The sequence below is a fragment of the Streptomyces sp. NPDC002958 genome (assembly GCF_055563255.1).
Window position 1 is genome coordinate 186,890 of the sequence record NZ_JBVHDS010000002.1, and the last position, 24,572, is coordinate 211,461.

Annotated in this window: 16 protein-coding genes; 8 read left to right on the plus strand and 8 right to left on the minus strand. The window is 70.4% G+C overall.

Going from position 1 to position 24,572, the window contains the following annotated elements; translation table 11 throughout:
- Window positions 1–184 precede the first annotated feature (184 nt).
- From ACZ3IC_RS04355 to ACZ3IC_RS04390, 8 genes are all read left to right on the plus strand, one after another.
- Entirely contained in the window at window positions 185–4,021 is a 3,837-nt protein-coding gene (locus ACZ3IC_RS04355) for a sensor histidine kinase (RefSeq protein ID WP_467412481.1), read from the plus strand.
- 9 nt (window positions 4,022–4,030) lie between these two features.
- Window positions 4,031–4,444: a roadblock/LC7 domain-containing protein gene (locus ACZ3IC_RS04360; RefSeq protein ID WP_006127850.1), complete on the plus strand. Its 414-nt coding sequence runs from the start codon at window positions 4,031–4,033 to the stop codon at window positions 4,442–4,444.
- A 122-nt stretch (window positions 4,445–4,566) separates the two neighbouring features.
- Complete coding sequence (locus ACZ3IC_RS04365; RefSeq protein ID WP_072487285.1) at window positions 4,567–4,974, plus strand: DUF742 domain-containing protein; 408 nt, start codon at window positions 4,567–4,569, stop codon at window positions 4,972–4,974.
- Complete coding sequence (locus ACZ3IC_RS04370; RefSeq protein WP_275537291.1) at window positions 4,955–5,536, plus strand: GTP-binding protein; 582 nt, start codon at window positions 4,955–4,957, stop codon at window positions 5,534–5,536. The genes ACZ3IC_RS04365 and ACZ3IC_RS04370 overlap by 20 nt, the downstream gene beginning before the upstream one ends.
- A gap of 347 nt (window positions 5,537–5,883) precedes the next feature.
- On the plus strand, window positions 5,884–8,991 hold the full coding sequence (locus ACZ3IC_RS04375; protein ID WP_467412484.1) for a sensor histidine kinase: 3,108 nt from the start codon (window positions 5,884–5,886) through the stop codon (window positions 8,989–8,991).
- A 10-nt stretch (window positions 8,992–9,001) separates the two neighbouring features.
- Window positions 9,002–9,415, plus strand: coding sequence for a roadblock/LC7 domain-containing protein (locus tag ACZ3IC_RS04380; RefSeq protein WP_467413115.1), 414 nt, complete (start codon window positions 9,002–9,004; stop codon window positions 9,413–9,415).
- Window positions 9,416–9,506: 91 nt separating this feature from the next.
- Window positions 9,507–10,118, plus strand: a complete 612-nt coding sequence (locus ACZ3IC_RS04385; RefSeq protein WP_467412485.1) for a DUF742 domain-containing protein — start codon at window positions 9,507–9,509, stop codon at window positions 10,116–10,118.
- Window positions 10,099–10,680 (plus strand): GTP-binding protein, encoded by a 582-nt coding sequence (locus ACZ3IC_RS04390; protein WP_014048542.1) that lies wholly within the window; start codon window positions 10,099–10,101, stop codon window positions 10,678–10,680. The genes ACZ3IC_RS04385 and ACZ3IC_RS04390 overlap by 20 nt, the downstream gene beginning before the upstream one ends.
- Window positions 10,681–10,830: 150 nt before the next feature.
- Here ACZ3IC_RS04390 and ACZ3IC_RS04395 read toward each other — a convergent pair whose 3' ends face one another.
- From ACZ3IC_RS04395 to ACZ3IC_RS04430, 8 genes are all read right to left on the minus strand, one after another.
- Window positions 10,831–11,037 (minus strand): acyl-CoA carboxylase subunit epsilon, encoded by a 207-nt coding sequence (locus tag ACZ3IC_RS04395; protein ID WP_467412488.1) that lies wholly within the window; start codon window positions 11,035–11,037, stop codon window positions 10,831–10,833.
- Window positions 11,038–11,102: 65 nt separating this feature from the next.
- The gene (locus ACZ3IC_RS04400) at window positions 11,103–12,689 is read right to left on the minus strand and encodes an acyl-CoA carboxylase subunit beta (protein WP_467412490.1); all 1,587 of its coding nucleotides are present in this window, start codon (window positions 12,687–12,689) and stop codon (window positions 11,103–11,105) included.
- Between the two features lie 153 nt (window positions 12,690–12,842).
- Entirely contained in the window at window positions 12,843–14,078 is a 1,236-nt protein-coding gene (locus ACZ3IC_RS04405) for a carbohydrate ABC transporter substrate-binding protein (RefSeq protein ID WP_467412492.1), read from the minus strand.
- Window positions 14,075–15,094 carry a hypothetical protein gene (locus ACZ3IC_RS04410; RefSeq protein WP_467412493.1) on the minus strand — a complete coding sequence of 340 codons (1,020 nt, stop codon included), beginning with the start codon at window positions 15,092–15,094 and terminating at the stop codon, window positions 14,075–14,077. Before ACZ3IC_RS04410 ends, ACZ3IC_RS04405 begins: the two co-directional genes overlap by 4 nt.
- Complete coding sequence (locus tag ACZ3IC_RS04415; RefSeq protein ID WP_467412496.1) at window positions 15,094–16,494, minus strand: vWA domain-containing protein; 1,401 nt, start codon at window positions 16,492–16,494, stop codon at window positions 15,094–15,096. Before ACZ3IC_RS04415 ends, ACZ3IC_RS04410 begins: the two co-directional genes overlap by 1 nt.
- Window positions 16,495–16,744: 250 nt before the next feature.
- Window positions 16,745–19,045: a serine/threonine protein kinase gene (locus ACZ3IC_RS04420; protein ID WP_467412498.1), complete on the minus strand. Its 2,301-nt coding sequence runs from the start codon at window positions 19,043–19,045 to the stop codon at window positions 16,745–16,747.
- The gene (locus ACZ3IC_RS04425) at window positions 19,042–20,436 is read right to left on the minus strand and encodes a S1 family peptidase (RefSeq protein ID WP_467412500.1); all 1,395 of its coding nucleotides are present in this window, start codon (window positions 20,434–20,436) and stop codon (window positions 19,042–19,044) included. The genes ACZ3IC_RS04420 and ACZ3IC_RS04425 overlap by 4 nt, the downstream gene beginning before the upstream one ends.
- Before the next feature lie 142 nt (window positions 20,437–20,578).
- On the minus strand, window positions 20,579–24,454 hold the full coding sequence (locus tag ACZ3IC_RS04430; protein WP_467412502.1) for an endo-alpha-N-acetylgalactosaminidase family protein: 3,876 nt from the start codon (window positions 24,452–24,454) through the stop codon (window positions 20,579–20,581).
- Window positions 24,455–24,572: the final 118 nt, after the last annotated feature.

A 24,572-nucleotide genomic window follows, 5' to 3' on the forward strand; every position in this document is an offset into this window, starting at 1 on the left:
TCCAAGCACCGCCGCGGGTTTCAGGCCGGCGCGCAGGGGCGCAACGCAGCGCCGAGTGGCGGCGGGAAGGGGGAGAGCGCCGGTCACTCACGACCACCATGGGGCGTACACGACGCCCCACGACGCCGACACCGTCCCACCCGCTCCGTGCGGAGGGACGCCTGGTCCAGAGGTTGCGACGCTAGTGCAGGGACGTTTCAAGAGGGATGGCAGCGCTGCGGCGGAACAGGAGCCGCACGGCGGGACCGACCGCGGTTCCTCGCCCCAGCACGCCCAGAACGCCGGACCGACCGCGGCCGACGACAGCGGCGACCGCGACCGACACCCCGGCGCCACAGCGAGCAGCACCACCGATCCGATCACGTCGCTCAAGCCCCGGGGCCCCGCCAGCACGGGCCCGCGAGTAGCTCTTCGCAACTGGCGCATCAGCACGCGCCTGGTCTCCCTGCTCGCCCTCCCCGTGGTCGCCGCGACCACGCTGGGCGGACTGCGGATCAACGACTCCATGAACGACATCCAGCAGCTGGACCACATGCAGCTGCTGACCAAGATGACCAAGCAGGCGACCACGCTCGCCCAGGCGCTCCAGGAGGAGCGCGACCGCTCTGCCGGTCCGCTGTCCAACGGGGTCAAGTCCGACGACTTCAAGGTCACCGAGCCCCGCAAGAAGACCGACCGGGCGAAGGCGGCCTTCTTCGAGTCGACGAACTCGATCGGCGACCCCTCCGGCGACGAGTCCCTCGAGAGCATCTCCTCGAGCGTCCAGCAGATCGCCGGCCAGCTGGGCGAGATCCGCGACATCCGCAAGACGGCGTACGCCAAGGGCACCCCGAGTCTCCAGACCGTCGACCAGTACAGCCAGCTGATCACCTCGCTGCTGAGCCTCTCGCTGGACATGGCGCAGGCGACCAGCAACTCGGAGATGATCAAGCGGACCCGGGCGCTGGCGGCCTTCTCCTCCGCCAAGGAGTACGCCTCGGTCCAGCGGGCGATCATCGCCGCGTCGCTGCCCGGCGGCAACGACAAGCAGCCGCACCTCGACGAGAACGACCAGCAGTTCGGCCGCGCCGCGCTCCGCAAGGAGGAATCGGCACGCCGCTCCTTCGAGGCGGTCTACTCCGCCACCGGCCAGGACGCCGACGAGCTGACCGCCACGCTGGACGACGGCAATCCGGAGATCAAGGCCGCCGACGCCTACGCGAAGAAGGTGCTGGACAGTCCGTCGGGCATGAAGGGCACGGCCCCACGTTCCTACCTGGACTGGTACGACCAGAGCTCCACCAAGATCCAGGCGATGAAGACCATCGAGGAGACGCTCCTCAGCGACATGGAGGGCAAGGCCCGCGAGCTCCGCGACGAGGCGAAGCGCGAAGCGATCATCAGCGGTGCGCTCATCCTGCTGGTGCTCGGTGTCTCGCTGGTCGGCGCCTTCGTCGTCGCCCGGTCGATGATCCGCTCGCTGCGGCGGCTCCAGGACACAGCTACGCGCGTCGCTCAGGACCGGCTGCCCGAGCTCGTCAAGCAGCTTTCCGAGGCCGACCCGCAGGACGTGGACACCTCGGTCGAGTCGGTCGGTGTGCACTCCCGGGACGAGATCGGCAAGGTGGCCGCGGCCTTCGACGACGTGCACCGCGAGGCCGTACGTCTCGCCGCCGAGCAGGCCCTCCTGCGGGGCAACGTCAACGCGATGTTCACCAACCTCTCGCGCCGCAGCCAGGGCCTCATCCAGCGCCAGCTCTCGCTCATCTCCGAACTGGAGTCGCGCGAGGCCGACCCGGACCAGCTGTCCTCGCTCTTCAAGCTCGACCACCTCGCCACCCGTATGCGCCGTAACGGCGAGAACCTCCTCGTCCTCGCGGGCGAGGAGCCGGGCCGCCGGTGGACCCGCCCCGTCCCGCTGGTCGATGTGCTCCGTGCCGCCGCCTCCGAGGTGGAGCAGTACGAGCGCATCGAACTGGCCGCGGTGCCCGCCACCGAGGTCGCGGGCCGCGTCGTCAACGACCTCGTGCACCTGCTCGCCGAGCTGCTGGAGAACGCCACATCGTTCTCCTCGCCCCAGACGAAGGTCCGGGTCACGGGTCACGCGCTGCCCGACGGGCGGGTGCTCGTCGAGATCCACGACACCGGCATCGGCCTCTCCCCCGAAGACCTCGCGGCGATCAACGAGCGGCTCGCCTCGCCGCCCACCGTGGACGTCTCGGTTTCCCGCCGCATGGGCCTGTTCGTGGTCGGCCGGCTGTCCTTGCGTCACGGCATCCGGATCCAGCTGCGGCCCTCCGACTCCGGTGGTACGACCGCGCTGGTCATGCTGCCCGTCGATGTCGCGCACGGCGGCAAGCAGTCGGCCCCCAAGCAGGGGCCGGGGCAGCAGAACGCCGCCCCCGGCGGTCTGCTCGGCGGTGGCAGCGGTACGGGCGCGGGCAACGGCTCCCGTCCCGGCCTCGGGGGCGCCCCGTCGGCCCCGGCCGGCCGGCTCGCCGCGGGGCCGGGTGCCGCGCGCGGTCAGGTCGGTGCGGGCTCCGGTCCGCGCGCCGCACTGCCCTCGCGGGAGGGCGGCCCCCGCCGGCCTCAGAACCAGCAGGGTCAGCCGGGCCGGCAGAGTCAGTCCGGTCAGCAGAACGTCGACTTCCAGTCCGCCGGGCTGTCCAACACCGGTCCGCAGGACCTCTCGCGCCAGGAGCCGCAGCGTCAAGGCGGCGGCCTTGCCGGCGCCTTCGGCAACGGTGCCCGGCTCGGTGGCCGCGGCCAGGGCGGCGGAACGGGTCGTGCGGACTCGGGCCGGCCCGACCTGTTCGGCCAGAACCGCCAGGACCCGAACGGCCAGGACCCGAATCGTCAGGACCCGAACGGTCAGCAGGGCCGGTCGAACGGCCCGGTCCCGTGGCAGTCTCCGCAGTCGCAGCAGGCCCGGCAGAACCCGGCCGGTCGCGGTGGCTTCCAGCAGCCCGGCGACCCGGTCGAACCCGGCCGTCAGCTGCCTCCGGTCAGTGGTCCGCGCGCCGAGCTGCCCGGTGGAAATCCGCAGCCGCAGCGCCCGCAGACCACCAGTTGGGGCACCGAGGAGCCGTCCATTGCGCGGCGTACTCCGCTGGACGCCCCGCGCGGTCACGAGGAGCCCGAGTCCACGGGCCAATTCCAGCGGCCGATGAGCCCGCCGCTCACCCCGCGGCCGGCCATGGACGACCGGCAGGGCCCCGGCTCCACCGCCGAGTTCGCCCGCCCCGACTTCTCGGCTCCGGCCCCGCAGGACCGGTCGTCCCAGGACCCGGCGAGCACCGCGCAGTTCGCCCGCCCCGACTTCTCGGCTCCGGACCCGCAGGACCGGTCGTCCCAGGACCCGGCGAGCACCGCGCAGTTCGCCCGCCCGGACTTCGGACAGCCACAGCCCGCTCAGGCGCAGGACCAGGGCCTGCCGGCACCGCGTCAGCGCGGCCGGGACAACGAGGACTTCGGTGCCCCGCGTCCGATCGCCGCGTCCACCGGCGACGCGCAGTACCGTCCGATCCTGCCGCCGCAGCCGCAGCCCGAGGCGCTGCCTCCGGCGGCCGGGCCCGGGGACGGTCGCACGCCGCTGTACGACACCCTGGAGACGAATTGGTTCCACGGCCCGCAGCAGGGCGGCCAGCAGCCGCCCGCCGAGCCGCAGGCGCCCGACTTCGCTCAGGAGAGTCCCGCTCCCGCCGCACCGCGCCCCAGCGGCGGCGACACGGGCGGCACCACAAGCTCCTGGCGCCCCTCGCCGAACGACGAACTCGTACGGCAGGCGGAGCGGGTCAAGAAGCCCGCGGCAGGCGGAATCACCACCTCCGGACTGCCTCGCCGGGTACCCCGCGCCAATCTGGTGCCGGGCACCGCCCAGCAGCAGAACCACCAGTCCGGTCCTCAGGTGTCGCGTGCGCCCGATGATGTGCGCGGCCGGTTGACCAATCTCCGCCGGGGCATCCAACAGGGACGGCAGGCCAACAACGGCCAGTCGACCGAAAGTTTCCCACTCGGCCCCACTCACCAGCAGGAGCGTTAGTTGAGCCCGATGAGTCAGGCCGCGCAGAATCTGAACTGGTTGATCACCAACTTCGTGGACAACACCCCCGGGGTGTCGCACACGGTGGTGGTCTCCGCCGACGGACTCCTGCTGGCCATGTCCGAAGGTTTCCCACGTGACCGCGCCGACCAGCTGGCGGCCGTCGCCTCCGGTCTGACCTCGCTGACTGCGGGCGCCTCCCGGATCTTCGAAGGCGGCGCCGTCAGCCAGACCGTGGTGGAGATGGAACGCGGGTTCCTCTTCTTGATGTCCATTTCGGACGGTTCCTCGCTGGCCGTGCTCGCCCACCCGGACGCCGACATCGGTCTGGTCGGGTACGAAATGGCCCTCTTGGTCGACCGGGCGGGCACCGTCCTCACCCCGGACCTCCGCGCCGAGCTCCAGGGAAGCCTGCTCCACTAGGCGGACATGGATCGATGACAGACTCGATTGACCCTCATCCCTCGCCCGTCCGGCCGCTTCGAGCCCCCCACCGGCCCCTTCAGACGGCAAGCCGACACTCTGCTGTCACGCCCGGAGGATTCATGACCCCGCCACCCGCCTCACCCGATCCGTACGGCGCACTGCACCACGCGTCGTACGACGGTGAAGGCGACCAGCCTCTGGTCCGTCCGTATGCCATGACCGGCGGCCGGACCCGGCCTCGCTACCAGCTCGCGATAGAGGCGCTGGTCTCCACCACAGCCGACCCCGCACACCTGGGGACGCTGCTCCCGGAGCACCAGCGGATCTGCCACCTCTGCCGTGAGGTCAAGTCGGTGGCCGAGGTCTCGGCGCTGCTGTCGATGCCACTCGGCGTGGCCAGGATTCTTGTCGCGGACCTGGCGGAAGCCGGCATGGTGGCCATCCACCAGCCGGGCAATGGAGAGACCGGCGGCGCGCCGGATGTGACACTGCTCGAAAGGGTGCTCAGTGGACTTCGCAAGCTCTAGCGGCGGAGCGGCCCGGGCCACCACGTCGGCGAAGATCGTGGTGGCAGGGGGCTTCGGCGTGGGTAAGACCACGTTCGTCGGTGCCGTTTCGGAGATCAACCCGTTGCGTACGGAAGCCGTGATGACGTCCGCGTCCGCGGGCATCGACGACCTGACGCACACCGGGGACAAGACCACCACCACGGTGGCGATGGACTTCGGCCGCATCACCCTGGACCAGGACCTGATCCTGTACCTCTTCGGTACGCCCGGACAGGACCGCTTCTGGTTCATGTGGGACGACCTGGTCCGCGGCGCCATCGGAGCCGTCGTCCTCGTCGACACCCGGCGTCTCGCCGACTGCTTCCCCGCAGTCGACTACTTCGAGAACAGCGGGCTCCCGTTCGTCATCGCCCTCAACGGCTTCGACGGACACCAGCCCTACACGCCCGACGAGGTCCGCGAGGCGCTCCAGATCGGCCCCGACACCCCGATCATCACGACGGACGCCCGGCACCGCGCCGATGCCAAGAGCGGCCTCATCACGCTCGTGGAGCACGCGCTGATGGCGCGGCTGAAGTAGGCACAAGTCCGTATTGGTATACGGCAGTTAACGCGACTAAACGGGGGCGGGCTGTGTCCTTTGACACGATCCGCCCCTCGTGTTCATAACGTTTCGACAGAGAATTGACCCGCGTTCGACACCCGACGCATTCGCCCGGTACCACTGTGCGCACATGAGCCCCGCCTTTTGGCGGGGCTCGCTCTGTATGCCCGTTTTATCCGAGGCCTGGACCACTCGGAATGGCTGGTTCCGACTGTTTGGAACGCGACCGGTCCGCGTGCTGGAATTCGACGAATCCCGAGTAGTACGACCCTGAACGAAACACGGCACAACGTAGGTGCCGACGCCGAGAGGTTGTTGGTCGAGTGAGGCGAAGGAACGAGGGCTCCGCGGCGCAGCCGGAGCGGGGCAACTTCACCCCGCCGCCGCGCGCCGCGTCGTCGCCTGCCCGCGTGTCCAAAAAGACGGCGTCGGGTGGCAGCACCAGCCGGATGTCCCCCCGCAACTGGCGGGTGCCCACTCGGCTGAACGCGATCCTCCTGATCCCCGTGCTGGTAGGCCTGGTCATGGGCGGCACCCAGGTCAAGGGGTCGATCGACATCTGGCGAGAGGCGCAGGACGCCGAGAAGACCGCACTGATCGTGCGCGCGGCCTCCGAGTACGGCCAGGCGCTCCTCAATGAGCGTGACATCTCCGCTCAGCCCCTGTTGTCGAACAAGAGGGACGCCGCCGTCGTCAGCCGGGCCCAAGCCACCACCGACGCGGCCGCGGCCAAGTTCGACATGGCGGTGAAGGACCTGCCCGAGAAGCAGGGCCTGGAGCGGCGTCTCGAGCTGTTCCGGCAGGAAGAGCCCAAGCTCCCCGATCTGCGCAAGACAGCCTATGCCGAGGCCATGGACCCGGTGAAGACAGAAGAGGGCTACACCGAGGTGCAGCACTCCCTGATGGATTTCTGCAACGAGCTGGGTCTGGGCACCGGCAACATCACCAGCTATGGCCGTACGGTCTACGCGATCGAACTCGCCAAGGCCGCAGTATCGCTTCAGCGTTCCATCGGTATGCATCTGCTGGTACGTCCGAGCCAGGAGGGCGCCAAGTTCGACGCCCAGGTCAAGGCCTTCGGCTCGTACAACTACCTGGAGCAGATCGCGCTCGGCGAGTTCGTCTCCGGTGGTACGGAGGCCGACGCGGCCCGACTGAAGCAGGTCATGGCCGACAAGTCGGCCGAGGGTGCGAAGAAGCTGAAGAAGGCCAAGGAGCAGGCCGACGCCGCGGGTGTCCCGTTCGTCACGCCGCCCAGTGTCGACGGCTCGGTCTTCGACGGCATGGCCCAGCAGATCGGGCAGGGCAAGTCGCCCGAGAAGCTGGCCGAGCAGGGCATCACGCCCGAGACCTGGATGTTGGCCGCCACCGCCAAGTTCGACGGGTACACCACGATCGAAAACGAACTCGTCGACCAAGCGGTGACCGAGGCCGCGGACATCTCGTCCAGCGCCAAGAACGACGCCCTCATCAACGCCGCCGTCGTGATCGTCTCCCTGCTGGCCGCCTTCGTCCTGGCCGGGTTGATGGCCCGTCAGATGAGCCGCTCGATGCGCCGACTGCGTACCGCCGCCTTCGGGGTCGCCGAGCAGCGGCTGCCGATGCTGGTCGACCAGCTCTCCAGGACCGATCCGGGCCGGGTCGACACCCGCGTCCAGCCGATCCCGATCAACAGCCGTGACGAGATCGGTGAGGTCGCCCGCGCCTTCGACCAGGTGCACCGCGAGGCCGTCCGGCTGGCGGCCGAGCAGGCCATGCTGCGGGGCAACGTCAACGCGATCTTCGCCAACCTGTCGCGTCGCAACCAGTCGCTGATCGAGGGCCAGCTGACCCTCATCTCCGACCTGGAGAACAACGAGGCAGACCCGGACCAGCTGGAGAGCCTCTTCCGGCTGGACCACCTGGCCACCCGTATGCGCCGCAACGGCGAGAACCTCCTCGTACTCGCCGGCGAGGAGCCGGGCCGCCGCTGGAACCAGCCGGTCCCGCTGGTCGACGTGTTGCGGGCCGCCTCCTCCGAGGTGGAGTCGTACGAGCGCATCGAGCTCTCCGGGGTGTCGGAGACCGAGATCCACGGCCAGTCCGTCACCGACCTCGTGCATCTGCTGGCCGAGCTGCTGGAGAACGCCACCACGTTCTCCTCGCCGCAGACCAAGGTGCGGGTCACGGCGACCCGACTGCCCGACAGCCGTGTGATGATCGAGATCCACGACAAGGGCATCGGCCTCACCGCCGAGGACTTCGCCGACATCAACCACAAGCTGGCCAACCCGCCGACCGTGGACGCCGCGGTGTCGCAGCGCATGGGCCTGTTCGTGGTCGGCCGGCTCGCCGACCGGCACGGCATCCGGGTCCAGCTGCGCCCCTCGGGCGAGCAGGCCGGAACCACCTCGCTGGTCATGCTGCCGGACGCCATCACCCACGGTGGCGGTGGCGAACCGGCTTCCGCGCAGGACGACTTCACCGTCTCCTCGATCATTCCGCGGCAGCAGACCTCCGGGCAGCCGGCGCCGCAGCCCTCGATGCGCACGGCGGCGGAGCTCGGTTTCGACGACTCGCGCTACGAGCAGCCGTCGGTGGATGCCGCGCAGCTGGAGCCGGTGGGCCGCTCGCTGATGCGCAAGGAGCGCCGGGCCGCGCTGGGGGCTCGGACGGCCGACGGCGAGCGCCCGCAGTTCGCGCAGGAGCCGTACGCCGGGAACGAGCCCTCGGACAACGGGTACGCCGAGAACGGGTACGCCCAGGAGCCGTACGAGCAGACGTCGTACAAGGGCGGCTATGCGGAGGATGCGTATGCGGCCGGCGGGAGCGCGCAGCCGTCGTACGAGGAGCAGTTCGCTCCCCGGTCCCACCAGGATGAGTGGGCGAATCAGGGCGCGCACCAGGGTGCTTACGAGCCATCGGCACAAGTCGAAGCGGAATCTCTCCCGAGCACTGCCGCGGAGCCGCGGGAACGCGTAGGCTTCGACCGTCCGGGACCCATCCCGAACTCAGGTCCCGAGCTGACCGAGGCCGGTCTGCCGCGCAGGGGCGGTCAGCAGCACTGGCAGCCCACCGGCCGCGGGAACAACCGGCCCGTCGCCGCGCAGCAGCAGCCGCAGCAGCAGGAGGAACTGCCGCCGCAGCAGTCGCCCGCGCAGCAGGACGGGAACGGCTCCGCCGACTGGCGCTCGACGAACGACGAGCGCTGGGAGCGGGCCGAGCAGCTCCGGGAGCCGAAGGCGGGCGGGGTCACCCCGTCCGGACTCCCCCGGCGGGTGCCCAAGGCCAATCTGGTCGAGGGTACGGCGGAGCAGACCTTGCAGGGCGGCCCTCAGGTCTCTCGCGCCCCCGAGGACGTCCGTGGCAGGTTGAGCAACCTGCGGCGGGGCGTGCTGCGGGGACGTAACGAGGGTTCGGACACAAGTAATACCTACAACCAGGAGCGTTAGTGTGAGCCCGATGAGCCAGGCGGCGCAGAATCTGAACTGGTTGATCACCAACTTCGTGGACAACACCCCCGGGGTGTCGCACACGGTGGTGGTCTCCGCCGACGGACTCCTGCTGGCCATGTCGGAAGGATTCCCACGTGACCGTGCCGACCAGCTGGCGGCCGTCGCCTCCGGTCTGACCTCGCTGACCTCGGGCGCCTCCCGGATCTTCGAGGGCGGCGCAGTGAATCAGACAGTTGTGGAGATGGAGCACGGATTCCTCTTCATCATGTCCATCTCCGACGGATCTTCGCTGGCCGTGCTCGCGCATCCGGACGCCGACATCGGTCTGGTCGGGTACGAAATGGCCCTTCTTGTCGACCGCGCGGGCACCGTCCTCACCCCGGACCTCCGCGCCGAACTTCAAGGAAGTCTTCTTAACTAACAGACAGACAGTGCGTTTCGCGCCACCGGGCCATAAGGTGCGGTGGCGCGGACCCCCTGGGACGGGACCGGCAGGCGGAGGAGGAGGAATCGTGGCAACACCCCCAGACGGACACCAGTACAACGGTGGCCAGAACGTACCGGGTGAGCACGGGGACAACCGTTTCAACTTCCCCTCCACACCGAGCAGGCAGGGCACGCAGCAGCCGTATCAGCCCTATCAGCAGCCGCAGCAGCCGCAGGGCGCCCAGCAGAACACCGCTTGGCCTCCGCCGCGGCCGCACCACCACGGCTCGTCCCAGCCGCCCCGCATCCAGCCCGTACAGCCGCGGCAGGCTCCCGAGCCCGCCGCGCCCGCCGCGCACAATCCGTTGGTCCGTCCGTACGCCATCACCGGCGGCCGGACCCGACCGCGCTACCAACTCGCCATTGAGGCGTTGGTCAGTACCACGGCCGATCCGTCCCGGCTGCAAGGGCAGTTGCCCGAGCACCAGCGGATCTGCCGACTGTGCTTCGAGATCAAGTCGGTCGCCGAGATTTCGGCGCTGCTCTCGATCCCACTCGGCGTTGCCCGGATCCTCGTAGCCGACCTGGCAGAGGCCGGACTCGTCGCTATCCATCAGCCCGGCGGCGAAGAGTCCGCCGGCGGCCAGCCAGATGTGACACTGCTCGAAAGGGTGCTCAGTGGACTTCGCAAGCTCTAGCGGCGGAGCAGCCCGCTCCACTACCTCCGCGAAGATCGTGGTGGCAGGGGGCTTCGGCGTGGGTAAGACCACGTTCGTCGGTGCCGTTTCGGAGATCAATCCGCTGCGCACCGAAGCCGTGATGACGTCCGCGTCCGCGGGCATCGACGACCTGACGCACACCGGGGACAAGACCACCACGACGGTGGCGATGGACTTCGGCCGCATCACCCTGGACCAGGACCTGATCCTGTACCTCTTCGGTACGCCCGGACAGGACCGCTTCTGGTTCATGTGGGACGACCTGGTCCGCGGCGCCATCGGAGCCGTCGTCCTCGTCGACACCCGGCGTCTCGCCGACTGCTTCCCCGCAGTCGACTACTTCGAGAACAGCGGGCTCCCGTTCGTCATCGCCCTCAACGGCTTCGACGGACACCAGCCCTACACGCCCGACGAGGTCCGCGAGGCGCTCCAGATCGGCCCCGACACCCCGATTCTCACGACGGACGCCCGGCACCGCGCGGATGCCAAGAGCGCGCTCATCACGCTCGTGGAGCATGCACTGATGGCTCGGTTGCGGTAGGGCTCGCCGCCCGGCAGACATGCGTAAGGCCCCCGCACTCCTCGGGAGTGCGGGGGCCTTGTGGTTGCGCTGCCTTCGGCCGCGCTGTGTCCTCGGTCGCCGGACGGGCTTGATTTCAAGCCCGTCCGGCGACCGAGGACAGAAAAGAACTCAGCCCTGCCAGGAGTGCGGGGCGCGGAAGCCCGGGGTGCGTTCCAGGCGGCGCCATCCGGCGGTGCTGCGGCCGCGGTGGGCGGGGCTCGTCGCGGCGGGCTGGGCGGCGGCGCGGGCGAGCAGGACCGCGGTTATCGCGGCCAGCTCCTCAGGGTCGGCAAGACCCTTCTCGACACGCAGCACGGACTCGGCGGCAGTGCTCATGGGTTGTTTCTCCGTCTTCTCGGCAGGTCTTCGCGGGCTCGGCAGATTGCTGCGCGGGCCGCGGACTACTGCGGGGGGTTGCCGTGCTTGCGGGACGGCAGGTCGGCGTGCTTGGAGCGGAGCATGGCGAGCGAGGCGATCAGCACCTCGCGGGTCTCGGCGGGGTCGATGACGTCGTCGACCAGGCCGCGCTCGGCGGCGTAGTACGGGTGCATCAGTTCGGCCTTGTACTCCTTGACCATGCGGGTCCGCATGGCTTCCGGGTCCTCGGCGTCGGCGATCTGCCGACGGAAGATGACGTTGGCGGCACCTTCGGCGCCCATCACCGCGATCTCGTTGGTCGGCCAGGCGTACGTAAGATCCGCACCGATGGACTGGCTGTCCATCACGATGTACGCACCGCCGTAGGCCTTGCGCAGGATCAGCGAGATCCTCGGCACAGTGGCGTTGCAGTACGCGTAGAGCAGCTTCGCACCGTGCCGAATGATTCCACCGTGCTCCTGATCCACCCCGGGCAGAAAGCCGGGGACGTCCAAAAGAGTGATGATGGGAATGTTGAATGCATCACACATCTGGACGAACCGGGCCGCCTTCTCCGACGCCTCGATGTCCAGGACACCGGCGAGGGACTGCGGCTGGTTGGCCACGATGCCGACGACAGAGCCGTCCAGACGGGCCAGGGCGCAGATGATGTTGCGGGCCCAGCGCTCGTGGATCTCCAGGTAGTCGCCGTCGTCGACGAGCTCCTCGATGACCTTGTGCATGTCGTACGGGCGGTTGCCGTCGGCCGGCACCAGGTCCAGCAGGACGTCGCCGCGCCGGTCGGCCGGGTCGTCGCTCGCCACGGTGGGCGGGTTCTCCCGGTTGTTGGACGGCAGCATCCCGATCAGGTAGCGGACCTCGGCGATACAGGTCTCCTCGTCGTCGTACGCGAAGTGCGCGACGCCCGAGGTCTCGGCGTGCACATCGGCGCCGCCGAGGCCGTTCTGGGTGATCTCCTCACCGGTGACCGCCTTCACGACGTCCGGTCCGGTGATGAACATCTGGGAGGTCTCGCGGACCATAAACACGAAGTCGGTGAGCGCCGGGGAGTAGGCCGCGCCGCCCGCGCACGGGCCGAGCATCACGCTGATCTGCGGAATGACGCCGGAGGCCCGGGTGTTGCGCTGGAAGATCCCGCCGTATCCGGCGAGCGCGCTGACACCCTCCTGGATTCGGGCGCCCGCGCCGTCGTTCAGCGAGACCAGCGGGGCACCGGCCGAGATGGCCATGTCCATGATCTTGTGGATCTTGGTGGCGTGGGCCTCGCCCAGCGCGCCGCCGAAGATGCGGAAGTCGTGTGCGTAGACGAAGACGGTGCGGCCGTCGACCGTGCCCCAGCCGGTGATGACGCCGTCGGTGTACGGCTTCTTCTCCTCCAGGCCGAAGCCGGTCGCCCGGTGCCGGCGAAGCTGCTCGACCTCCTTGAACGACCCCGGGTCCAGCAGCAGCTCAATGCGCTCACGCGCCGTCAGCTTGCCCTTGGCGTGCTGCGCCTCGGTCGCCCGGTCACTCGGTCCGCGGCGGGCCTGCTCGCGCAGTGCCAGCAGTTCGGCCACACGGCCACGGGTGTCGCTCGGCTGCTCGCCCGAGGTTTCGTCCACAACGGTCATGTACTGACCCTACGAAGCCCAGCAAGCAAATCCTGCCGTCGACTCCGCACAGTCTCCTGCCCCGTTTCCTGGTGGAGCCTGACAGAATCACGGAGTTATGCAGGCGAAGTGCCAGCCTGCACGGTCCCGACTTTGTGAGGGTCCGACAAAGACTCACTGTGGTCTGCTGCACACCCGTGTCAACCTCGGGGTGTCCTCCGGTTGGGCGTCCTGGACCTTCTGGACGTCCTCAAGACGGTCCCGCACCGGGTCACCGGGGTGAGCGATGGTCAGTAGGACCGCTTCGTAGAAGGCGTCCCGTACGGCTGCCGGCATGACGTCGGAGGCGTCCAGGCAGAGCGGCACCCGGTGGTCGGTGAACCGGCTGCTGATCTCCTTCTCGACCGCTCCGTTCTTGGCGTGCACGGCGGAGTTCGGCGAGAATACCCCGGCCTTGCGGCCCCACTCCTCCTGGGCCTTTCGGGAGGCGAGCAGTCTGAGGAGATCGCGGGCCTGCGCGGACCGGCCGAACAGGGCGGCGAAGTCGGCGGACACCTCGCGGCCCTTCATTCCGGGACTACCGGGCAGCAGCGGCGCGGAGTCCGTGAAGGCGGCCCGCTCCTTCAGGTCTCCGTAGAACGACCGGGCGAACGAGCCCTGGTGTTCCAGGTCACAGTCACCCCCGAAGAGCAGTCCGTGCCCGCCGGGCCTGCCCCGATGGTCGAAGAGCAGGGCCCGGCGGGCAGCCGCGGGATCCTGGGCCAGCAGCCCGGCCCATCTGGTCCAGGCGTTGACCACCGGGTCGTCCGTCCATTTCATGTCCCCGGTCGCCCATCGCTCGTACAGCACCGGGCCGGCGCTCTGCAGGATCAGGTCCTCGATCCAGTCGCTGCCGGGCCAGCCGGAGGCCCCGTCGTCGCCCATACCGATGCACCAGGAGGCCAGCGGTGCGGGTTGGGCGGGCGGGGGCCGGTCCTTGCGGTACCAGACGATGCTCTTGAGGTCGGCCTTGAGCGGCACCCACAGATCGTCGGCGATGCCTTGCGCCTCGGGCTGCCAGGGCTTGCCGTACTCCTTGGGTTCGTACAGGCCGTCCAGGGAGCGCAGCCGGTGCTCGGCGGCGTACTCGACGAGCTCGCCGACGCCCGGCAGGATCGCGATGTCGGGCGGATTGCCCGCCTGCACCTCGGCGAGCAGGACCTCCCGGGTGGCGGCGGTGCCCTGGTAGGTGTACGGGATGCCGAAGCCGTCCAGGACGTCCTTGAACTGCTTCTCCTGGTCGTCGGTCCAGGGGCCGAGGATCGTCACCTTCGGCTGTTCGTCGCTGCCGCCCGGAGCCGCGAGTCCGCAGCCCGCCGCGGTCAGGACCAGGGCCATCACAAACAGAAGGGCGCGGGCGGGCGGGATCATCCGGCCCTCCAGTAGTCGGCGTTGAGGCGCCTGCCGATACCGACGGCGGGCAGCAGAACGATCAGCGCGCTGCCACCCAGCGCTCCGTAATAGGTCCAGCTCTGCCAGTCCTGGGCGGCGAGATCGCTGCGTACGCTCGTCGACCTGTCGGTGACGCGCTGCTGGGACCTGGCCAGGTCATGGTGTTCGTGGGCCCGTTGTTCGATCTCGACGAGCCCGTCGCGGGCGGTGTCCAGCCGGTGCTGGGTGATCGTGGTCGCCCACAGCGGGAACACCGCCAGCACGACCGTGGCCGCCAGCGAGGTCAGCAGCCAGGGGTCGAGGCTGCGCCCGCAGCGGCTGCGCAGCACCCGGAGCGCGGACAGGGTGGTCAGTGCCATGGCCAGCAGGGCGAGTTCGGCGATCACCCAGCCGGTCCGCTGGAGGGTGCCCATGGAGCTGATGGTCCCGATCCGTTGCATCTGGTGCTTCTGGAGGACGTCGAGGCGCGGCACCACACCGGTGCCGTCGCGGCTGAGGAGCGTTCTGGCCTCTGCGAACTTCTCCCGCTGCATCAGATCGTCCGACACATACTTCACCGCGCCGGGGGTGATGGAGCTGCTGTACGAGGTCAGCACGCCGTTGACGGTTTCGAGTACCCCGCGGCCCCGGTCCCCGTCGATCTGTACGTCGGAGAGCCGGGAGAGCCCCTGCCCGGCGGCGGCGAGCTGGTTCTCGTACCGCGCACCGGCCCCGACCACATGGTCGATGTCCTGGCGCACGGATGCCTCGGCCTCCTGATGGGCGCGCAGCAGGGCGAGTTGGGTGGCGGCCACCCCCTGCACGGCGGGCGCGCCGCGGGAGCGCATCTCGCCCGCCGAGATCTGCACCTCGCGGTACGAGACGAGCAGGACGGTCACCGAGACCAGGGCGGCCACCAGCATCGCGGTCAGATGCCATTCCAAAAGCCGCCGGGTCCGTGAACCGCTGGACCGGCGGGTCCGCAGGGCGCTGATCCAGCGGGTCGGCCAGGGCATCACAGGTGCCTCCCGCAGGCGATGCAGAACAGGGCGGCGGGGCCCGCCGGGTGATCGCAGTCCGGGCATCGGGCCGGTGACCCGGCCGCAGCGTCGGGCAGTTCCACCCGGTGCGCGGAGGCGATGCTCAGCTGACCGCGGCGGACGGTGCCCCGGTCGACGGTCGGCCCGATCCTGACCCGCCCCTGCCGGTCGTCGACGATCTCGGCGACATTGCGGACCTCGGCCGGGACCCAGGAGGCGCCGATCCCGGCAGCCAGCCGGACCGCACGTCCGAACTGCGCCTCGGCCTCCCCGCGCCGCTCCAGATCGAGGGCGTCGTAGGCGCGTTTGAGGGCGGTCCGTATCTCGGTGGAGGCGTTCATGGCGTGGACGCTCCGGTCCGCGCCACCGGACGGGCCCGCCGTGGCCGCGGCGGCTCCCGACGGCAGCCAGCGGACCACGACCGCTTCGGTGATCTCGCCGATGGAGACGGTGGCGAGCTGGAGCGGCACCCCCAGCGGATCGTTGGCCGCGTCCACCCGGAGGGCGAGGAGGTAGTCGCGGGTCTCCTCCTTCCACTGATGGGTGAGGAACACCGGCCGGCGCGGATCGCCCCCGTCGCCGGCCGGGTCGAGCTGCTGCTGATGGGGGGTGGTCTCGGTGAGGGTCACCTCGCGCACCGCCGGACGTACGGTGACCGTGAGGGGGAGTGCGGGGCTGCGGATCGTACGGAGCCGGCCGATGGCCTCGTCGACGGCGGGGGCGAACGCATCGGGTGCGTACGCGGCGGCGCCGTGCAGCCGTTCCGCGACGGCGAGCAGCGAAGCCGGGTCCCAGGTCTCCCCGAGGGCGAGCACATCCGCGGTGAACTCTCCTTCGCAGCATGCGAGTTCGGCGTGCAGCCCGCTGTCCTGCCGGTAGGCGTCGTCCTCCTCGCCCCGGCCGCTCCCGTCGGTGATCAGTAGCAGATGCCGCACGGGGAGCGCGCATTCGGCGAACAGTTCGCGCGCCCTGGCCAGCCAGCCGGCGTATCCGGTCGGCCGCTGCCCGGCGGCGGCGATCCGTCCGACGCTGAACGCGGCGCGGCGTCTGTCGTCCGTATCGGCGATCGCCCAGCGGCCGTGCAACGGGTAGCACCGGGAGGCCTTGCCGCCCAGCACCGTGTAGGAGATTTTGTCGGGCAGCGCGCCCACGGCTTCGGCCAGCGCGGCGACGGCCGCGGCACGGCGTGCTGCGGCGACATCCACCGCGATGACGAGGGCGAGCTCGTCGGCGGGAATCCGGTCGCGGGGCCCGACGGCGACCGCCTCGACCTTCACATGGGCTTCGATCCGGACGTCGGCGCCGGGCGGGTGCTTCTCCGGGACCTGGACGAGCAGTCCGATTTCGAGGCCTGGCGCGGGAGCGGTGCGGCCCATTCAACTGCCTCCAGGGATACGGCGTCGGGGTTGCGATCGGAAGGGGGGTGCGGACGGAGACGGGGTTGGGGGCGGAAGCGGGGTTGGGGGCGGAAGCGGGGTTGGGGGCGGAAGCGGGGTTGGGGGCGGAAGCGGGGTTGGGGGCGGAAGCGGGGTTGGGGGCGCAAGCGGATCTGCGGATGGAGACGGAGTTGCGGGCGGAGACGGGGGTTGCGGTCAGAAGCGGGGGCGGGCGGAGACGGATCTGCCGTCAGAAGCGGGTCTGCGGGCGGACGGCGTGCGAGAGGTCGATCAGCCGCTCGTACTCGGCAGGTTTCTGGCGCTGACGGGCCAGCCAGCGGTAGCACTGCTCCAGTTCTTCGCGTACGGCCCGTTCCCCTGGGACCGGCACCGGCGGCAGGCCCCGCCATCGCCGGCCACCGCGCCGTGCGCCGCCGGCCGCGGCCCGGACGACGTCGAGCTTCCACTCGAACAGCTCGGTGCGCAGCAGCCGTGCCGCTTCGTCACCCGCCACCACGGACGCCGGGTCCGAGCCGCCTTCGCGGAGCGGGACCGCGGCAAGACTGGCGTCGATCTCCCGCCCCTCGGGCAGCGGCCGCTCCCCCGTCGCCAGCCGCGCCGCCCGGATGCGCAGGGCGGCGATGCGTGCGACGGCGTGGTCCCGCGACTCGTCGGGCACCTGGTCCAGGACCTCGGCCGCCGCCTCCCGGTCGCCGCGTGCCAGGGCGAGCCTGGCCAGGCCCAGCGCGGCGCCGACATGCGAGGGGTTGCGGGCATGCACGGCCCAAAAGAGTTCGTACGCCGACGGGGCCACGCCGACCGGGCGCTCCGGGCCGAGCTGCTCCGCGACGTACGCGAGCGCCAGCTTCGCCGCGTACTCCCCGGGCAGCGCCCGGTGGACGGCCGCGAAGTGCTCCAGGGCAGCCTCCAGCATCTGCTGCCGGTCGTCCAGAACCTCGGCGCTGCGCAGCGCGACGAGCCCCCAGTGCCAGCGGAGCCGCCACTGCCGCACCGGCCCCGGGCCCGGTATGGCGTTCGCCTCCTGTACCTGTTCGCGCGCCCTGACCAGTGCTTCCTTCTCCTCCTGGCCGAGCAGCAGCCGGGCGTTGTGCAGACAGATCTCCACCGACCGCTCCCCCTCGGCCGGCTGGGTCAGCGGCTGGCCGGGGTCATAACTGCTGACCAGGAACCGGGCGGCCGCCGGGTCCCCCGGATAGGGCCTCGGCACCGGCAGCCGCCGGGCGATCTCGGTGGGCGTGGGCAGCCCGGAGTCCAGGGCCGGGGCGTCGGGCGGCTCGTGGCGGCGGTAGAGGGGGCGGCGCAGCCAGTGCGTGTAGTCGGGTACGGAGCCCAGCCGGGCGCCGAGCAGTTCGGTGGACGGGGTGAAGTACGCGGAGGGCTCGGGCTGGTCCCGTTTCCCGCGCAGCGCCCGGATCTCGCGCAGTACACCGCGGAGCTGGCCCGCCATCTCCTCGGCGGTCCCGAACCGGCGCTCCGGGTCGAAGGCCGTGGCCCGTTCCACCACCAGCCGGAAGGAGCTGATGCCGAGGCCGGGTACGTCGTCGCCGACCGCCCAGCCCGCCAGTTCGGCCAGTGTCACCCCGACCGTGTGGATGTCGTGGGCGACGGTCAGCGGTCTGCTGCTGTCCGTCTCGGGGGCCGCGAATCCGTTGGTGATCACGGGCGGCGGCTCGGTGGCCCCGCTCTTGCGCACCCCGCCGAGGTCGATGACCTTGATGCCGTCGTGCCGGTGGACGACGTTGGACGGCTTCATGTCCCCGTACAGGAATCCCATGCCGTGCAGATGGGCGAGGGCTTCGAGGATCTGGCAGCCGTAGGTGATGACGTGCTCGATGTCGAGGACGAAGGTGCCCTGCCGGGTCGATTCGATGATCGCGGAGAGCGTACGGTCGCCGACGTCCTCCATCACGATGTAGCCGCCGGACACCGTGCCGTCCTGCCTGCGGGTGCTGACGAAGTCCCGGATGCGGACGATGCGTTCATGCCGGATGGCGACGAGGCTGCGACGCTCCTCGTCGGCCTGGGCGGCGCCCCGTTCCGCATACCGGTTGAGGAGCCCCTTCACGGCGACGTACTCCTCCAGGTGGGTGTCCTCGGCGAGATAGACCCAGCCCTGGCCGCCGTGGGCGATGGGCCCGCGGATCCTGTACTGGTCCTGGAGCAGCGGCCCGTCCTCGGTGAGCTCGGGGCGGTAGGCGTACGGGGCGCCGCACTTGGGGCAGTGGCCCTTGTCCGGCGGCGGGGACGCGGTGTACGGGGCGATGAAGTAGGTGGCGCAGGACTTGGCCGAGCAGCTCATCAGGATGCGTGCCTGCGAGGTGGCGGCGTCCAGTCGCTGGTCCGGGCTGCTCGGTTCGAGCGGGGGCAGTTCCAGCAGACCGCCGGGTCCGTACTTCTCCGGGGCGGTGGGCAGCGGCGGGAGTCCGGGACCGTTCTCGAAGCGGCCGCAGGTGTCGCAGTAACCGGTGAGCTGTACGGCGCCGCCGCAGGGGGCTCCGGTGAACCGGCGGTGCGGGCAGGCAGTCCTCATCGGCCCTCCGCCCGTCCCCCGTCGGTGCGCTGCCCCGGGACCTCCGCCCGGCCCGCTCCGGCGTGCCGGTCGCCCAGGTCCGCTTCCAGTTCGCGCAACAGAGCGCGCAGGGCCGTGAGTTGTTCCTGCGGGTCGGCGATGGCGCGCAGCCGCTCAAGCTGCCGGTGGCGGCTGGCCGGGTCGACGCGCGGCGGCGGGGCCAGCGACGCCGATTCCACCATGCCGTTCAGCCTGGCCCAGTTCTGTTCCAGGCCCTCGACGCGGCGGAGCAGCTGGGTGGCCCGCTCGTCGAGGGCCGGCAGGAGGAGGTTCCGGGCCACCTCGGTCACGCCTTCGCCTCCGCTGTCCCTGGCGATGACCAGCAGCCGGAAGCCGAGCGTCCGTACGCGTGCGAGTAACGGCACCAGTCGGCGCGGCTGCCGGTCCTCGTCGAGTCCGATCACGGCGAGCGTGGGCCCGGAGGTCCCGGGCCGCCCGGCCGCGGCCCGGTCCGGCGGGGTACCACCGTCCAGCAGCCAGTCGCGGTACGCCCGGAGCTGGTGGCGCGGCGGGCGCAGCCGGGCCACCAGCTCGTCGACGAACTGCTCGGGCGTGGTGCGGCCGCCCCGGTAGACGAGATGGGCGCGGTACAGCTGGTGCCGCAGGGTCCGGTCGCGACCGCCGCCGTGCGGTACGACACTGAAGCGCACCGCGGGCTGCTCACCGCCGGCGAACCAGTCCCGCAGCCGCCGCGCCAGCGCGTGGTCCCAGCCGTCCGGGCCACTCAACTCGGCGACCAGCGGCACGAGTTCGGCGACCCGGTCGATCGGGATCATGTACGAGAACGCCAGGTCGTTGTCGCCGGGGAGCGCCAGATCGAGGTCGCCGCGCCAGCTGACCACCATTCCGACGACCTGCTCGGGCCGCCCGTCCCGCTCGCCGCGCACCTGTACGGCGGCGCCGCTGAACCCCGGCCGCACCACCTGCTCGTTGCGCCCGGCGTCGAGCTGGATCCACGCACCGTGCGCCCCGCTGATCCGGCCGGTCAGCCACATGCCGTCGGCGAAGCTCCGCGAGTACCCGCCTATCCACACCTCGCGGCCGCGCTCCAGACCGCGGGCGAGCGAGGCGGGGGCGGCCTGCGGGCGCGGGCTGTCCAGGGCGAGTACGGCGATGTCCTCGCGGGTCGCGCCGAGGCCGGGCAGCCAGCCGTCCTCGGCGACCCGTGCCCCGACCGGGGCGATGCCGGGGTTCTCGGCGAACTCCACCCACATCCGGGCGTCCTGCTCCCCGACGACATGGGCACAGGTCAGTACCCGGTCCTGGGTGAGCAGCACACCGGCCCCGCACACCGGTCCGTTCGCCTCGCCGCGACGCAGCCTGAGCCGCCAGTCCGCCTTCAACTCCCCCATACCGCATGAGGGTACGCGCGTAACAGGCACCGCTCCCAGTCCCCGGACAGACTCCGGTCACCCGGTGTCCACCGGACGTCACACCGTCTACCGGACATCGCACCGCGGGGTGCGTCGCGCACCCACCCCGCATCCTGTGGTCTCAACTGCCGCAGTGGAAGCGGGCGTCACCCCAGTCCGCGTGGTCGTTGCCATTGCCGTCGCTGCCGTCGCCCACGACCAGTTCGACGTACTTGGCGCCGGTGACGTCCGCCGTGAGCGACCAGGCGTCGTCGGCCGCCTTCAGGACGGGTGACTTCACCTTCTCGGCGCCGTCGGCCGTGACGCCGAACTGCACGCTGCCTCGCGAGGTCTGTGCGTCGTCCACGCCGACCCGGGCGGTGAAGGAAGTGCACCTGCCGCCCAGGAAGTAGCGGATCTTCGCCGGGGCGTGGCTGCCGAGGCCCTTGGTGTAGACGGTGCCGCCGATGGTCAGCGGGGTGCCGTCACCGGTGCCGGTCTCGCCGTTGGAAAGATCGCGCTCGACGGGCCCCCAGCCGTTCTCGGACGCCGTCCAGTCCAAGTCACTGGCCCAGCTGTCCGTGGTGGGCGGCGGCGGCAGGGTCCGTACGGAGGTCTGCGCGCCGAGCGTGCGCTGTACCCCGCCGACCGTGTATGTCGCTTCGGAACTCAGGCTGTACGTCCGGTACTCGGCGTCCACCGGCGGCGTGACCTGCCAGCTGCCGGTGACCTTGGCGCCTGCCGCGACCGAGTCGAAGGTGACGGCGCCCGCGGGCTCCGCCTTCCAGCCCTCGGGGACGGTCAGGCTCAGTGCGACGCCGGTTGCCGCGGTGGCCTCGTAGTTGGTGAAGCTTGCCTTGACGGTGTTGGCCGTGCCCGGCTCCAGGGTCTCGGCGGCCGGGTCGACGGTGAGCGTGCCGCAGGCGGCCTGCTCGGAGGCGGGGGCCGGGCCGAGGTCGGTCACGGTGAACGCGTCGAGGACGAAGTCGGCGCCGTCGGGTGCGTCGCCACGCTTGCGCAGCCCGGTCCAGGTGTCGCCGCAGCCCGCGGTGACGGTCTCGGTGAAGTGGCCGGTGGTGCGCTGCTGTCCGATGGGGGTGGCCCTGGTCTCGACCGAGTCGGGCTTGCCGTCAGCGGTGATCCGGTCGTAGCCGTCGACCCACTCGTAGGCGCCGACGTGGCTGGACTGGTAGTCGTACTCGACCTTGTAGCGGTGGCCGTCGGCCATCGGCACGGTCCAGGGGGCGGTGCGGTAGACGAGTCCGGTGTTCTCCTCATGGGCCTTGAGGGACTCCTTGCCGCCGATCACGTCGTCGACGAGCTTTCCGTTCCAGCCGGCCTGGGTGTAGGGGGTGTGCAGCTGGGAGATGACGGTCCGGGGGTCGGTGGAGCCGCCCGCGTCGCCCTTGAGGAAGGGGCCCCAGCCCTGGTCGACGTCCTCGAAGTCCTCGTACACGACGGTGTTCTTCCTGGTCGCCGGGGCGCTCGCGACAATGCGTACGTCATCGGCCCGGACGCTCGCCGAGCTGCCCTTGGCAGCCTCGATACGGAGGGTGGCGCGGCCGTTGGCGGGGGCGGTGAAGTTCACCTTGGCGCGTTGGAAGTACGTGCCGTGCCAGTCGGACGCGGCGACGTAGTCCTCGGCGGTGGAGCGGTCCACGGCGACGGACTTCCCGCCGATCGAGAGTGTCGTGTGCCGGGTCTTTCCGGGCTGGACCTCGATGAGCGCCGACGCGGTGTAGCGCTTGCCGGGCGTGAGGCCGTGGATGCTCTGTGAGAGTGCCGCCGTGCCGGCGCCGGAGAGCTCGGCACTGTTGCGGCCCTGGCCGTCGGTGTCGCGGGCGACGGTGCCGGTCTTCGCCCAGGCGTCGAGCCCGCTGTCGTTGAAGCCCGGGTCGTCGACCGGGGTGCCCTCGCCCCACTTGGGGTCGGCGGCCTTCGGCGCGCGGTCCGGGTAGAGGACATACGGCTGACCGGCCTCGGCCGTCAGCGTGATCCTCCCGTCGACGGGACGGACCGTGCCGGCCTTGACCCGGCCGTTGTCGGTGAGCTTGTAGACGGTGTACTCGCCCTTGGACGGCACCGCCCAGCTGCTCGTACCGCCGGACTTGCTGTAGTGGTACAGCTTCTTCCCGCCGTCCCACGGCAGCAGGTAGTCGGTACCGCTGAGGACCTTGCGGCCGTGGTCGTAGAAGGTCCGCTTGCCGTTCTCGACGGTGCCCCGGACGTCGCCGGTGAAGGTGATGTCGTTGCCGTCCCAGCGGGTGATCTTCTGCTGCTGGAGGTACTTCGCGGGGAGGTTCCGCTGCCAGATGTTGTCGTAGAAGGCGTTCCAGTCGGTCTCGTTGGTCCAGCCCTCGAACTCCTCGATGGCGGTCTGGCCGAGGACCGGATCGTTGTTCCAGACGTCCTTCTCGTCGTTGCGGATGAACCGGATGATCTTCGAGTTGAGGCCCTTGTTGGTGGCGCCGCCGTAGTTGAGGTCATTGGCCCAGTGCGACCAGAGCGAGCCACGCTCGAACTTGTCGGCCCACTCGGTGGCGACGTTCCAGCCCTGCTTCTGCACGGACTGGAGGGTCTTGTCCGCGATCCAGCCATGCGTGTAGTAGACGTCGATGTAAAGCAGGCTGAGGTTCTGGTCCGTCTCGTCGCGCAGCCGCTGGAAGCGCTTGGCCAGGTCACCGCTGTTGATGTCGCGGCGCTGGTCGATGTAGTAGCTCTGGCCGAGCCAGTTCCAGCCGGGCTTGGTCCTGTCGACGAGCTTCTCGTCGAAGGCCTTGGCATCCGGGTACGCCTCGGTGGCGTTGACATGGACGCCGAAGGTTGCGCCCCACTTCTTGCCGTCCTTGAGGAGCTCGTTGAGGTCCTTCAGCCCGCCGGCGCGCTTGTTGTAGTTGCCGCCGTAGTCGGGGTGGGCGGAGTCGTGGCCCTCGGAGGCGTATCCCTTGAGGAGCGCCATCTGCCCGAGGCCGTCGGTGGCGAGCGAGATCCGCTTGACGTCGTCCAGGGTGCGCAGGAAGGGGTGGGTGGCCTGGCTGGCGAAGTTGAACGGGATGTGGGTGATGACCCGGTCCGGGGTGTCCTTGCTGCCGGGCGCCGTGATGCCGATCGAGCGGAACGCGACGGCTCCGTCCTGCCAGTCGACCAACTTGTCGCCGTTGGCGTCGGGAGTGACGACGACCTTCGCCCAGGGGAGGTTGTCCCTGCTCTCCGGCTGCGACGCGCCGTCGCCGCGGTAGGTCCACTGCCCGGACCGGACGCCGACCCGGACGCTGCCGTCGTCGGCCTTGCGGGCCTGGTGCCAGAACCGGGCGTCGTCGCCGCCGGTGGCTCCGGACGGCTTGTCGTACGAGGAGTTGGACTCGATGGCCGCGGCGAGCGAGCCGGTGTTGAGAAACGCGTACGAGGCACCGACCGGCGCCGTATCTGCGGCGGTGTCCGGGGTGACCTGGGCGAAGACGTCGGCGGTCTTCGTCGAGTCGTTGTCCAGCCGTGTGAAGGCGGTGGCGGCGCCGGTGTCCGTGGAGCCGACGGAGACCAGGTCGTGGCCGGGGATGTCGATGGTGCCGACGCGAAACGCCTCGGTGTCGCGGACGGCTGTCACCTTGAACGTGGTGGCGCGTCCGGAGACGGAGAGCGAGGTGTCGATCTCGATGCCGGGCAGGTCGGTGAAGGTCAGCGTGTAGCGGGCGGCCGAGGCGGTGACCTCGGGGGCGCCCTTGAGCTTCACCGGGTGCGCGGTGCCGTTGAGGGTGACGGCGGTGACCGGCTGCGTACTGCCGAGCAACTGATCGCCGCTCGCCCTGTCGGTGTACGCCAGGACGCGCGGGAAGTCGTCGGCGACGGCGACCGAGAGTTGCGCGGACCGGATGACGGTGGCGTCCGCGGGTACGGCCGACTCGACTGCGGCGGGTGAGGGAGCGGAGGCGGCGGTGGCGGGGAGCGCGGTCCCCACCAGCGCCAGGACGGCGGCTGAGGCGGCGGCGACAGCGCCCGCCGAAGTGAATCTTCGCGACATGTGCCCTGAGTAGTCCCCTGTCCGGACACCGTCAACGGCGTACGGCTCCTCGGGGCGCTCCAGTCCAACAACCGTGATGCGTAAGTCCAAGTGGACGGTGTGCGTCCGTTGGTTGACG